Source organism: Mesorhizobium sp. P160927 (assembly GCF_057766385.1).
In genome coordinates this window covers 4,403,812-4,416,603 of record NZ_JBYMDW010000001.1, presented here as the reverse complement: position 1 = coordinate 4,416,603, position 12,792 = coordinate 4,403,812, and the positions used below count along the sequence as shown (strand labels likewise).

The 12,792-nt window shown below is 60.3% G+C and carries 11 protein-coding genes, 1 tRNA gene and 2 pseudogenes; 5 read left to right on the top strand and 9 right to left on the bottom strand.

All coding sequences use genetic code 11. From position 1 onward, the window contains the following. Window positions 1–102: 102 nt before the first annotated feature. A tRNA-Leu gene (locus AC3CB8_RS21555) sits at window positions 103–185 on the bottom strand. 360 nt (window positions 186–545) lie between these two features. Here AC3CB8_RS21555 and tig point away from each other — a divergent pair. Further along, window positions 546–2,030, top strand: coding sequence for a trigger factor (gene tig, locus AC3CB8_RS21550; protein ID WP_023769980.1), 1,485 nt, complete (start codon window positions 546–548; stop codon window positions 2,028–2,030). 173 nt (window positions 2,031–2,203) lie between these two features. Continuing rightward, window positions 2,204–2,704, top strand: coding sequence for a hypothetical protein (locus tag AC3CB8_RS21545; protein WP_031240945.1), 501 nt, complete (start codon window positions 2,204–2,206; stop codon window positions 2,702–2,704). A 157-nt stretch (window positions 2,705–2,861) separates the two neighbouring features. Here the strand turns inward: AC3CB8_RS21545 and AC3CB8_RS21540 are convergent. The 5 genes and pseudogenes from AC3CB8_RS21540 to AC3CB8_RS21520 form a co-directional block, all read right to left on the bottom strand. Then, window positions 2,862–3,020 (bottom strand): annotated as a pseudogene (locus AC3CB8_RS21540) (JAB domain-containing protein); the annotation flags it as partial. Between the two features lie 222 nt (window positions 3,021–3,242). Further along, window positions 3,243–4,432, bottom strand: a protein-coding gene (locus tag AC3CB8_RS21535; RefSeq protein WP_156939434.1) for an IS3 family transposase whose coding sequence is annotated in 2 segments (ribosomal slippage) — window positions 3,243–4,180 and window positions 4,180–4,432 — 1,191 coding nt in all. Because the reading frame shifts where the segments join, the coding sequence is not laid out codon by codon here. 124 nt (window positions 4,433–4,556) lie between these two features. Then, window positions 4,557–4,697, bottom strand: a pseudogene (locus AC3CB8_RS21530) (IS3 family transposase); the annotation flags it as partial. Further along, window positions 4,698–4,955 (bottom strand): conjugal transfer protein TraD, encoded by a 258-nt coding sequence (locus tag AC3CB8_RS21525; protein WP_352566205.1) that lies wholly within the window; start codon window positions 4,953–4,955, stop codon window positions 4,698–4,700. Window position 4,956: 1 nt separating this feature from the next. Further along, window positions 4,957–5,283 carry a conjugal transfer protein TraD gene (locus AC3CB8_RS21520; protein ID WP_352566209.1) on the bottom strand — a complete coding sequence of 109 codons (327 nt, stop codon included), beginning with the start codon at window positions 5,281–5,283 and terminating at the stop codon, window positions 4,957–4,959. Between the two features lie 172 nt (window positions 5,284–5,455). On the opposite strand from AC3CB8_RS21520, the gene traA reads away from it, so the two are divergent. Together traA and AC3CB8_RS21510 are read left to right on the top strand one after the other, a co-directional pair. Beyond that, window positions 5,456–8,503, top strand: coding sequence for a Ti-type conjugative transfer relaxase TraA (gene traA / locus AC3CB8_RS21515; protein ID WP_352566203.1), 3,048 nt, complete (start codon window positions 5,456–5,458; stop codon window positions 8,501–8,503). 125 nt (window positions 8,504–8,628) lie between these two features. Beyond that, window positions 8,629–8,832 (top strand): helix-turn-helix transcriptional regulator, encoded by a 204-nt coding sequence (locus AC3CB8_RS21510; RefSeq protein WP_352566201.1) that lies wholly within the window; start codon window positions 8,629–8,631, stop codon window positions 8,830–8,832. Here AC3CB8_RS21510 and AC3CB8_RS21505 read toward each other — a convergent pair. After that, window positions 8,823–9,053, bottom strand: coding sequence for a helix-turn-helix domain-containing protein (locus tag AC3CB8_RS21505; protein WP_202379836.1), 231 nt, complete (start codon window positions 9,051–9,053; stop codon window positions 8,823–8,825). The genes AC3CB8_RS21510 and AC3CB8_RS21505 overlap by 10 nt on opposite strands. Before the next feature lie 135 nt (window positions 9,054–9,188). Here AC3CB8_RS21505 and AC3CB8_RS21500 point away from each other — a divergent pair, with 135 nt between their 5' ends. After that, window positions 9,189–9,794 (top strand): hypothetical protein, encoded by a 606-nt coding sequence (locus tag AC3CB8_RS21500; RefSeq protein ID WP_352566198.1) that lies wholly within the window; start codon window positions 9,189–9,191, stop codon window positions 9,792–9,794. Between the two features lie 289 nt (window positions 9,795–10,083). On the opposite strand, the gene AC3CB8_RS21495 is transcribed toward AC3CB8_RS21500, so the two are convergent. Both AC3CB8_RS21495 and AC3CB8_RS21490 read right to left on the bottom strand, forming a co-directional pair. Continuing rightward, window positions 10,084–11,052 (bottom strand): HNH endonuclease, encoded by a 969-nt coding sequence (locus tag AC3CB8_RS21495; protein ID WP_352566196.1) that lies wholly within the window; start codon window positions 11,050–11,052, stop codon window positions 10,084–10,086. Between the two features lie 3 nt (window positions 11,053–11,055). Further along, entirely contained in the window at window positions 11,056–12,786 is a 1,731-nt protein-coding gene (locus tag AC3CB8_RS21490) for a hypothetical protein (protein WP_352566194.1), read from the bottom strand. Window positions 12,787–12,792: the final 6 nt, after the last annotated feature.

The window sequence follows — 12,792 nt, the reverse complement described above, 5'->3', positions numbered from 1 at the left end:
GCGCGATAACGAGGCCGGTCCTCCTTCGCCAGGCTTCGGAGCACGCTCCTTCGTCTAGCGAGCGTCGGGTGGCCTGCCACCCGACGCTCGAAGCGCGAAGGGTGGTGCGGGTAGAGGGACTCGAACCCCCACGATCTCTCGCCAGAACCTAAATCTGGTGCGTCTACCAGTTCCGCCATACCCGCGTGGCCCGGCAATCCCATGTAGCCATCATTCTGTCAATGTCGGAGACAAGATGTCGGCTCAGGGCCGGAATGTTGGTTATTCGCCTGAACGCGAAGACTGTTGAAAATTGGGCTCGCCTGTGACAAAAGGCGTGTCAAATGTGACGGAACGCGACGATCCGCTTCTACAAAATGTGATAAGAAGTAGGAAAAACAAGAACTTATTCACATTTTGGAACGCAGTTTGGGAGAGTTTGAGCCGTATTTCCGGTCAAATCGCCAGGTTCCGTACCAAAAGCCATTCCCGGCAAGAATTACCGGCAGGCTGTGAACGGCAGGGAGCCGTTTGGCAGCCTCATTGGTGAAAACAAAGGTTTTACGATGCAGGTCACCGAAACACTCAATTCCGGTCTCAAGCGCGAGATCAAGATCACCGTGCCGGCCGGTGATATGGAAGCCAAGCTGATGGCGCGGCTGTCGGACGCCCGCAACAAGGTCCGCATCAACGGCTTCCGTCCGGGCAAGGTGCCGGTGCAGCACCTGCGCAAGGTCTATGGCAAGTCGTTCATGGCCGAAGTGGTCAACGAGATCCTCAACGACTCGACTCGCTCGATCATCACCGGGCGCGGCGAAAAGGCCGCCATGCAGCCCGAGGTCATCATGACCGAGGACGAGAAGGAAGCCGAGAAGATCCTGGCCGGCGGCGCCGACTTCGAGTTCCGCCTCAACTACGAGGTCATTCCGGCGATCGAGATCAAGGATTTCTCCGACATCAAGGTGACGCGCCAGGTGTTCGACGTGCCGGATTCGGAAATCGACGACCAGGTCAAGCGCGTCGCCGAATCGGCGCGCAGCTACGAGCCGAAGACCGGCAAGGCCGCCGAAGGCGACCGCGTCACGATCGACTATGTCGGCAAGATCGACGGCGAGGCTTTCGCTGGCGGCGCCGGCACTGACCAGCCGCTGGTGCTGGGTTCCAAGGAGTTCATTCCGGGCTTCGAGGATCAACTGATCGGCGCCAAGGCCGGTGACGAGAAGCAGGTCACGGTGACCTTCCCGGAAAACTACCAGGCGGCGCATCTGGCCGGCAAGGAAGCGACCTTCGAGGTAACCGTCAAGGACGTATCGAAGCCCGGCGACCTCGAAATCAACGACGAGACCGCCAAGAACCTTGGCCTGGAATCGCTCGAGCGCTTGCGTGACATCGTGCGCGGCCAGATCGAGAACCAGTTCGGCTCGATGACGCGCCAGAAGGTCAAGCGCCAGCTGCTCGACCAGCTCGATGCGGCCTATTCGTTCGAAGCGCCGTCGAAGCTCGTCGAAGCCGAGTTCAACAACATCTGGGCGCAGGTCAACCGCGACCTGGAAGCCGCTGGCCGCACCTTCGCCGACGAAGAGACCACCGAGGAAGAAGCGCGCGCCGAATACATGCGCCTTGCCGAGCGCCGCGTGCGCCTTGGCCTGGTGCTGGCCGAGATCGGCGAGAAGGCGGGCGTCACGGTTTCGGACGAGGAACTGCAGCGCGGGCTGTTCGAGCAGGTTCGTCGCTTCCCGGCCAACCAGCAGCAGGAAGCCTTCGAGTTCTACCGCAGCAATCCCGAGGCGCTCAACGCGCTGAGGGCGCCGATGTTCGAGGAGAAGGTTGTCGACCACCTGCTCGAACAGATCTCGGTCACCGACGTCAAGGTCAGCAAGGAAGAGCTGATGGCCGACGACGAGGAAGACGACACCAAGGGCAAGGCGAAGCCGGCCAAGAAGGCCGCGTCGAAGAAGGCCGAAGCCAAGGCAAGCGATGCCGCTGACGAGGCGGAAGAGCCGAAGAAAAAGGCCGCGCCGAAAAAGAAGGCCGCCAAGGACGCCGAATAGGTCGCTCATTGCAGCGAATTCCGATAGGCCGCCTCTGGGCGGCCTTTTTCGTTGCCAAACTGCAACATCGGATTCCTTCCTGATGGCACCGGTGGCGATACGAAGCCTTGATCATTATCTGGTTGGTTGGAAGACCAGAGGTAATTGGTGATGTCGTTGGGGTGTTCGTGGGAATGAGGCGCGCTGCCGCCACGGTGCTTTTCCTTGCCTGGGCCTGCGGCGCTGCGGGGGCCGGTACGGACAATTGGCGTTTTGACACCGCCAATGACGGCCTTGTCACCGCCTCGGTCTATGCCACCAACAAGCTTATCACCGGAGGCGGCGCGCTGAGCTACAGCCCGGTGCTGACCATCGCTTGCCGGGCTGACGGGGAGCCGGGCTGGACCGAATGGCTGCAATTGAACGACGCGGTCTCCGCCAGCCGGAAAATCACCATGTCGGTTACCATCGACGGCGCCGGCAAATTCGACGAGAGCTGGTCCGTCGGCACGCGCGGCAGGCAGCTGATGCGCGACGGCGCCGATGGCATCAAGCGCCTCGTTCCGGCAAACCGCCTGCTGCTGTCATGGCGCTTCGGATTGTTGTCCGGGCGGGGCCAAGCCGATTTCGACCTCGCCGGCTTCGACGAGGCGGTCAGCCAGATTGCCGGCAGCTGCAAGACCGATCGGCCTTGATTTTAGAAGAGTGGCGATCTTTTGGGCTGTCGCCACTGGAAGATTGATCCGCGAAATGCGCGGTATCAGCATCGTTCTTTCAACGATTGAATGATCTCAAATTCCGGCGAGGATAATCGCCAGCGCCGTGGCGGTGCTGCCTCGCTGAATTCTGGACCTAGATGAGCAGCAGGCCCTTCATGCTGGAATAGCCCTTGCGCCCGATTATGATGTGGTCATGCACGGAAATGCCCAGCCGCTTGGCGGCCTCGATGACCTCTTTCGTCATGGCGATATCGGCACGCGACGGAGTCGGGTCGCCGGAGGGGTGATTGTGGAACTTCCTCTCACCGTAAGCTAACTTGTTGTTATATATTGAAAAAATCCCCATATCCGAGAACGTGAGGAGCGGCTTCTGGGGGCGGTATTGGATGCTCCTCCGTCACTAACCACACTCACTCACCGCCGTTCATGTTGAATCGCTTTGACGCACGGCACGCCACTGTATTCTTTTGATCCCACGTCTCCAGTTCCTCAATTGTGACCTGCTACTGAACTGTCATCCAGCTGCGATTAGAGCCTCGACCGTTTTTGTTACGCCTTGTGGCGCGGGTTGAGCAACCGGCGGAGGCGCGGAGCCTTCCATCAGCACAGCGTCGGAGCCGGTTGCGGTGATGACCTGGGCATAGGCTGCCGGGGTCTGGTAGCCGAGCGAGGAATGTGGCCTCGCGGTGTTGAAGTCCTCCCTCCATTCGGCGATGGCGCTTCGGGCGTGGTCGAGACCGAAGAACAGGCTCTCGTTCAACAGCTCATCGCGCATCCGGCCGTTGAAACTCTCGACATAGCCGTTCTGCATCGGCTTGCCCGGCGCGATGTAGTGCCATTCGATCCTGTAATCCTTCGACCAGGCGAGGATGGCGTTCGAGGTGAACTCGGTGCCGTGATCGGAGACGATCATGCGTGGCTTGCCGCGCTGGGTGATCAGTTCCGTCAGTTCACGGGCAACCCGACGGCCGGAGATCGAGGTGTCCGGGATCGCCGCCAGGCATTCGCGCGTCACGTCGTCGACGACGTTGAGCACGCGAAACCTGCGGCCGCAGGCGAACTGGTCATGCACGAAATCCAGCGACCAGCGCGCGTTCGGCTTTGCCTCGACCAGGATCGGCGCCCGCGTGCCGACCGCTCGCCGCCTTGCCCGGCGCTTGCGCACCGTCAGGCCCTCCTCGCGGTACAGACGATAGATGCGGTTGACCCCAGATGCCTCGCCCTCGCGCCTGAGCAGGATGAACAGCCGCCTGTAGCCAAAGCGTCGGCGCTCATTGGCGAGGTCGCGCAACCTGCCACGCAGCTCCGTCTCGGGCGGACGCCTTGACCGGTAGCGGATCATCTTGCGATCGGCGCCCACAAAGGAACAGGCCCGACGCTCCGACAGACCCATGACGGCCTGCAGATGCGCGACGGCTTCGCGCTTGGCGGCGGGCCCTACCATTTTTTTGACAGAAGCTCACGCAGCGCCGAGGCTTCCAGCATCTGATCGGCGAGCAGCTTCTTCAGCTTGGCGTTCTCGTCTTCCAGCGCCTTCAGCCGCTTGGCGTCGGACACGTCCATCCCGCCATACTTCGCCTTCCAATTATACAGCGTCGCCTCCGAGACCCCGTGCTTGCGGGCCAGATCGCCCGCCTTTACACCCGCCTCATGCTCGCGCAGAACCGCAATGATCTGCTCTTCTGTGAACCGCTTTCTCTTCATCAGTCCGTCCTTCGATCAAGGGCCGGACTCTAATCTCAGATGGAGGAAATTCTTAGGGGCAGGTCAAAGGGGCCGTTCGTTGAGGCACGCGTCGAGTAGTCATTGAGGCTTTCCACGAAGCCATGCGGAGGCCATCAGTCAGCATGTCGGAGACGAAGTCGAGGCTCAGGCGCTGGTTGGCGCTCCGCGGGATTGCTATCGGCGCCCTGGTGCCCAATGCCCGCTTGCGGCCGCCTCGCTTGCGCACCATCATCCGCTCCTCGCGTCAATCACCGCTAGGTTCGCTGGCCCTTTTGCTCATCATGCCGTTCTGAGCGAACGCCTGCTTTCCCTTCGCGGCCCATAGGTCCCGCGCATGCTCTCCTTGATGGCTGTGCAGCTTGGCTGCGATCCAGAGGAGCGCGCCGTAGATGATGGCGCGATCGTCATTGGTCAGGTCGACAATGCCGGCCTTGACGACGAGACCGCCGAGTTCGATCAGATGCCGGGTGCGCTTGCGGCGCTCGACTTGCCAGGTGCGCATGTCATTGCGAGCCAGAGCCGCTTGCCGGCGATTGTGTGCCGCCCGGTTGCGCTGGAGCGCTGCGAGGGTTTCGTTTAGATGCCGGATCAATTCGCCGGGGCCGGCTCTCGAAAAACATCGCCCCACGCTTGGCCCATGCCTCGAGCTTTGCGGCGTCTTTCGTCTCGGCGATTGCAACCAGCGCGCCAGCCAGTTCGTCGGGGCTGAGTTGATCGGCGCCGGTGGCGATCACCAGTTCGCCCAGCTGCTGCACCTTTCGCACTTTGAGCTCCCGCGCCTTGTCTTCCAGTGCCTTCAGTTCGGTGTCGAAGTCCCGTGGTTTGCGCATGGCTGTCTCCATCAATTGTCGATGCGACGATGATAGGGGAGCGTCCGCCGGAAGGCTTCAGGGTTGCTGAGACAGCCCGGGACGGGCTGGTCCATCCCGAGATTTTTTCGAGGGAGGGCGCGCTTATACGTCGTGCCGACGTGCGCTTTGACGTGCAAATGATCTGGTCGCGATGGCGATCTATCATCTTCACGTCAAGGTCATTGGCCGCAAGGCCGGCTCGAGTGCCGTGGCATCTGCTGCCTACCGCTCGGCCTCGCGGCTGCGTGATGAGCGGATCGAACGTACGCATGATTTCTCGGCCAAGCGCGGCGTCGTCCATTCCGAGGTGATGCTGCCGGAGGATGCACCCGAAGCCTGGAGCGACCGCGAACGGCTGTGGAACGATGTCGAGGCGTTCGAGGTAAGGAAGGATGCGCAGCTTGCCCGCGAGGTGGAGTTTGCTCTTCCACGTGAATTGAGCCAGGCGCAAGGCATCGAACTGGCGCGCGACTTCGTTCAGGCCGAGTTCGTCAACCAAGGCATGGTCGCCGATCTCAATGTGCATTGGGACAGGGCAGAGGATGGCAGTCCCAAACCGCATGCCCATGTCATGCTCACCATGCGGTCGGTCGATGAGAAGGGTTTCGGGGCGAAGGTGCGCGACTGGAACGCTACCCAGATGGTCGAGCGCTGGCGCGAGCGATGGTCCGAGCTTGCCAATGAGCGGCTTGCCGAACTCGATTTCGACGCCCGCATCGACCATCGCAGTCTGGAAGCGCAGGGCATTGCCTTGGAGCCGCAGACCCAGATTGGTGCGCCGGCCCAACGCATTGAAGGCGGCGGCCTCGACACTGCCGGCATCGAAGCAGATCGCGCCGAACTGCACCGCGAGATCGCGCGCAACAATGGGGTGCGCATCATTGCCGATCCATCCGTGGCGCTCGATGCCATCACGCACCAGCAATCGACTTTTACCCGCCGCGACATCGCGAAGTTCGCGCATCGGCACAGCGACGGAATGGAGCAGTTCAACCAGGTAATGGGCGCCATCAGCAACGCACCCGATCTTGTCGAACTCGGTAAGGACGGACGCGGCGAAGATCGCTTCAGCACCAGGCAGATGATCGAGACCGAACAGCGCCTGCATAGCGCGGCGGAACGCATGGTTGGTCAGGACCGCCATGCGGTCAGTGACGCACATCGCGAGACAGCTTTGGCGCGGGCAGCGCAACGCGGCCTTCTCCTGTCGGCCGAGCAGACCGACGCGCTGGATCACATCACCGACGGCCGCGGTCTCGGTGTCGTCGTCGGCTTTGCCGGTACGGGCAAGAGCGCCATGCTGGGTGTCGCGCGCCAGGCATGGGCAGCGGCGGGCTATGAGGTTCGAGGCGCGGCACTCTCCGGCATTGCGGCCGAGAATCTGGAAAGCGGATCAGGCATCTCGTCGCGCACCATTGCCAGTATGGAACACAGTTGGGGACAGGGTCGTGATCTGCTTACCGCGCGCGATGTCCTGGTGATCGATGAAGCCGGCATGGTCGGCACGCGCCAGTTGCAGCGCGTGCTCTCCCATGCGGCGGATGTTGGCGCAAAGGTCGTCCTTGTTGGTGATCCCCAACAGTTGCAAGCGATTGAAGCCGGCGCCGCTTTCCGTTCGATCCACGAGCGTCATGGCGGCGTCGAGATCGGCCAGGTACGTAGGCAGCAAGAGGACTGGCAGCGTGCCGCCACGCGCGATCTGGCAACTGGCAGGATAGGCGCCGCGATCGGCGCCTATGACACGCAAGGAATGGTGCACCAGGCCGCGACGCGCGACGAGGCGCGGGGCGATCTGGTCGAGCGCTGGGACCGCGACAGGCAGGCAGAGCCTGAGGCGAGCCGGATCATCCTCACCCACACAAACGACGAGGTGCGCGCACTCAACCAGGCAGCGCGCGAGCGCATGCGCGCTGCCGGCGATCTCGGCGAAGATATTCAGGTCCTTGTTGAACGCGGCGCAAGAAGCTTCGCCAGCGGCGACCGCGTCATGTTCCTGCGCAACGAGCGCGGGCTCGGCGTCAAAAACGGCACGCTCGGCACCGTAGAGGAAGTAAGCACACAGAGCATGATCGTTAGCATCGACGACGGCAGGTCGGTGCGCTTTGACCTGAAAGACTATGCACACATCGACCACGGCTATGCCGCGACCATCCACAAGGCCCAAGGCATGACCGTCGACCGTACGCATGTATTGGCTACGCCAGGCATGGATGCGCATGGCAGCTATGTGGCTCTCTCGCGGCATCGAGACGGCACGGACCTCTATTACGCCAGTGACGACTTCGCGACCCGGGAACGGCTCGCCAGTGCCTTGTCACGCGACCGCGCCAAGGACATGGCGTCGGACTACGAGCAGGTCGACCCAGCGCAGAGCTATGCAGAACGGCGCGGCATCACCTTCCGCGAGCGTGTGGTCGACCTCGTGCGCCGGATCGTTCCGGAGAAGCTGCGCGACAGGGTCGGCGAGCTGCTGGACGGATTGCGCTCGGCCGCGGACGCCGAGCCCGGCCAGGACCGTGGCCGCAGGCCGGGAAGGGAAAATGTTGGGGCGCAGAGCGCAGATGTCGGCGCTGCGCCTCAGAGAGACGCTCCCGCCAGGGGAATGCAGCGCGATACGGATGCGCCGATGAACGCAGAAGCGGCGTTGCGCCGCGCCCGCACCCAGGCGCTTGTGCGTCACGCGCGCGCCATCGATGCGATCCTCAGCACCGGAAATGCGGACGGGCAGGGCAGTCCCGCGCAGATGCGCGAATTGAGGGATGCCCGCAGAGCTTTCGAGAAGGTTCGGCCGCATGGCTGGCGCGATGCCGAAGCGGCTTACGCTAAAAGCCCCGAGCTTGTCCGTGAGGCGGGCGCAGGCCGGGTCAACCGTGTCGTCCTTGCTCTCCAGCTTGAAACGGAAATTCGCACCGGATTGGACATCGATCCGGGCCGCCGTGCCGATCGGTTCGTGGAAGGCTGGCAGAAGCTCGATCGCATGAGCTTAACGCAATACCAGGCCGGCGACATGTCGGGCTATAAGTCAACGCGCATGGCCATGTCCGACATGGCCAAAAGCCTCGAACGCGATCCCCAGCTTGAATCCCTCCTTGCCAACCGCAAGCGCGAGCTTGGCATCAACATCGATTCCGGCCGGCGCCTTGCCGCGGAACTCGCATTTAGCCATGGCATCGGCAGGGGGCGAGGTATTGGACTATGACCCCTCCGATTTGCGGCCGTTTCCACGCTACAGGCGGGTGAAGCGAAAAATCGGATTGCGCCCAGCATTGGTGCGCCCTGTTGTCCCAGCGGATACCGACAACAACCAGTGAGGAAAGGCGCGCTGTGTCCGAGCCAGATCGTATCATACGCCTTAAAACCGTCCTTGACCGGACCGGCATGTCCCGCTCGACCCTCTATCGCAAGATTGCCGAAGGCACTTTCCCATCTCAGATCAAGATCAGCATAAACGGGGCGGGCTGGCGGGAATCCGATGTCAATCGATGGATCGCCGATCCTGTTGCATGGCGAAAAGAGCGTCAGTTCTGATTGCGAGACAGACGAACGCCAGGGCCGCCGCCATTCTCTGGAATGAATTCAATGCCGGCGCTTTCAAACGTGCTTCTTATTAGATCCACAGTCGATTGCTTCAACGCCTCGCCCCTTTCGAAGCGAACAATCGTCTGGGTTGATATTTTGGCTTCCTTTGAGAGGTCTAAAACACCCCATCCTAATGCAGCCCGAGCCATGCGGCACTGCACCGGATTCATAAAATCACCATTTTATGGTGATTTTGGTTGCTTAGATAATGCACTGTGTGTAGTCTCGGTTTCACTTGGCGGCCGGATGGGTGATGCAACACCAATCCGGCCTGGCCACGCCAAAGCTGTTGAGGAGCTCGGATCATGGCTGATTCCGACAATAGCACGTCTTTGCCTCCCGTCACGCACGGGCGAGGGCAACGGCAGACGGCACACGGGGTAGATCGTTTCGACGAGGCAGACCCGGCTCTTGCACTGCTCCAAGGCTGGTTGCGAGCACAGCATGTCTCGCATGTCCTTTGCCGACTTCAACAGCGTCTAGAGAGACGCGTTCTTGACGCTACGGCCCCGAACGCGATGGATAAGAAGATCGGCTATTCAATCGCCTGCCAAGCGGAAGTCGAGGCCACAACTGCTGCCTTGAAGCTTCAAGACAAAATTCCCCACGTACAGGCGCGGTCCCTCCTTGGCGTTGTCGCCAAGCTCGAAATCATTGCGGGTGCAGATCGCGATATCGATGATCCAACAGACTTTCCCTGGTCCCATATTGCTTCGGTCCTTAATGACTTGAAGAAAATCGCTGGGAGCCTGCCGCTCGAACGGCCTCAGCGATCCGTCGTTCACGTGGACTGTAGGCGTTATCAGGCGATAGCGGCCGATCTGCTCGCTTTGGAAATGCAGGCCACCAATCTTGGTTTGGGGCCGGGGCCTTCGTTGGGACTCAACGGCGGATCAGAATATAGGCGTTAAACGCGGCGTCCGTTCTTTTCGCGCCGGCCCGCGATTCGCGGAGTACCCCGGAACGAAAAACGAATGCTGGATGCTCGCTCACGGCAGTCCATTATCGTAGCGCGTGTCACTCTGAAAATAGACCCCGAGCGTGAGCCGGAAAGGCGCGTCGGGTGTGGACTTCGCATTTGGCGCGGGCGCAATGGCTGGCGACGAGCGGCTTTTGGGAACCTCAGAGCGATTTGTTGCAATAGCCGACAAGAAAGCCGAATCGCTGAATCAGTGAAACCCGTCTAGCTCTCTTACGCGCTTACCCAATAGGCCCGTCCTCGATCGAGAAAAGAGAGTCTTCGTCGTCTTTCAAAGGGACTTCCGTCCGGTACGAAAGGGACTCATTGGGAGCTTGGTAGACGGTTCGGGCCACCAACTTCGGAAGGCTGTCGTAGACTGTTTGCGCCGGCGCCAACTCGCCAAAGAAACCGATCAGGCGGCGGTTGTGGTTCCACGCAAGCGCCCAAGCCCAAGTCTCGGCAGACGGGTGTCGGCGTGTGATGAGCTTGAAAAAGCCGTCAGCTGAAACAGCCAGGAGCCGGCAACCCCAATTCTCGATGGCCCACATGAAACCAACCATCAGCGGATTACCCCAATCGCCACGGTGAACGGTCATGACCGGGTGATAGCTGTGAAGCCAATAGCCGCCGCGACGGGTCTCACTGTTGTAGGTCTGCATATAGAAGAAGGCCATCAATTGCAGTCGAGCCAGTTCGAACGCTCGATCATCGTCGATCTGCGGAGGCCTTGAATATTGAACCGATAGGTTGATGCCTGGTCCGAGGCTCCGATGGATTTTGATCTCTTCGCCGCTGTCTTTAACCGGCTTCCGGGTCCGGCGGCTGCGCGAGTCTCTCGCCTTTCGCAGGGCATCCTCGATTGCCGGGATATCGTCATGTCCGTAGCGACCCCAAGAGTCGGGCTGGAGCGTAATCGCGGAAATATCATCCTCGAGATCAGCCTTGCGCGAATTGCAGCGACGGCAGGCATTCAAAATCAGATTCCATTGCCCGTGCAGCTTCCCTTTAGGAACGAAGCGGCGGCCGATGACATGTTCCCGCGAAATGTTGCTGGGCGAAAGCGTAGTGCCGCAATAGACGCACGTCCGATTGTCGAGCGCCTTGGGGCGCTCAGGCGGCAGTTCCATCAGCTCTGACTGAGGGGCTAGCGATTCCATAGCTCCATGATAGCGCCGAAGGCCATTCACCAGCAAATCTTGCGCCAGCAAGTGTCAGCTGGCTTCCGGCGGTCGATCGACCTCTGGAGGTTCCGGCAGAAGCAGGACTTGCCACGAAATAGGTGCGCTCTCATTCAACTTCAAAGTTGCAAGCGCAGATTGAAGCGTGCTGGCTTTCGGCTGATTGTTGATTGCCTCGAAGAGGGTTTCCCCGGCTTCGGCCAGCTTGCCGTCCCTGCGATAGGCTTCAGCGAGTGTCAGCGCAAATGCCGTCTCATACAGTTCCGGCAGTTTCAGGCCCGGCTTTTCGTATTTCTGCTTGTAGTACCGACTATATAGCGAGGCGACCTCTTCGGTCGGCCATTCAACATCGCGTTTCAGCGCGAACCGAACCCCGATGCCTTCGAGTGAAGGGGACACAAGGACGCTATGGTAGCGATCCATAAATTTTTGGGCATCCGGAAGCCGGTCTGCCGGTTTGACGAAGCTATTGAATAGAAAATATAGCGCCACCATCGGCAGCCGATGTGCCTTGGCTTGCGGTATGAGCGCTTCGTATTTGCGAAGCAGGTCACGCATATCGATCAGCTGTGCGTCGGGAGCTTTTTTCTGTAGAGCGCTGACTAGGCTCAGAAAGCCCCCCAGCTTCTGGCGAGCGGCGGCCGGCCTAAACCCCTCATGCTTCCAAACCCAGTACTGAGGTGCAAATTCAACGTGGACGATATTGGGAAAGTCGTCCTGATACGGATACCTTTCTTTTTCGACTTTCTGTCCGCTGCGCACAAATACCCAAATCAAATGGCGAGCGAGGCGGGCCAGCCCATGAAGCGTCAAGACCGGTTTGCCGCCGACGTTGACGAGATCGCCTCTGTGCCAGACATGGCTGACCAGTTTCGGAACAGGCGCCAGGTTGTGAACATACTTTGAGCGGATTGAATAAGCTCGGGCAAGCGCACCGACCAGGTCGGCCTTGCCGGCCGGGTACTCTTGGCCTTGCGCTTCCTCTCTGAAAAAGGTCGGTGCCAAATTCTCGAGAGCGAACGATCGAAACCGGCGCGCAAGGCCGACATGCTCGATCTCCAGTAAAGCATCGCGCACGCGATTTCCGATCTCTTCAGGGGCACCTTTTAGTGCCTTGTCCATGGTCGACCGTTTGGGCGAGTCATAGTCTTCCCACCTCGCGCTCGCACCTTTGTATTTTTGAGCCAGTGACTCAATGGATGCGACGAGCAACGTGTAAGCCACGTCAATATCGTCGCCGATGCGGTGCAGGCCGGTCACATAGGTGCGGATCGCTCCAATGGCCGAAAGGTAGTGGGTTCGCTTTAGCGCTATCAGATCCCGGACGAAATCCTTGAGTTTGTCCAATTCCTCGTCAGTGACGTGCACCTCTCCGTCGAAGACGCGTCCAACATATGTCCGAGGCGATGCAATAGTGCTTGGGGACAACGGCTGATCGCCAACCAGTCGCCGCAGGAGATCCGGGTCTGGTGTGCAGACCACATTGAGGGCGAACGATGCAATCGAAGCGAAGTCCTTCAAAAATGGATCGACACCGATTGAAAGAAGGACCGCCGTGTCTTCTGTGCCCTCATATTCTTCGACAATCTCGTAGGAGAGAGTCCGCAAGCCACGAAAAGCTGTGGACGGCTGAAGTGCGCCTGCGGCGGTCTCGATACGGTCGCAGCGCCAAGGTAGCCGCATGTTGCTATAGAGCGTGCCGCGCATGATGTTTCGGCGGCGCGCCTCATCTGTGTAAAACTTGCCGCTGACGATTTGCAGCACACCTGG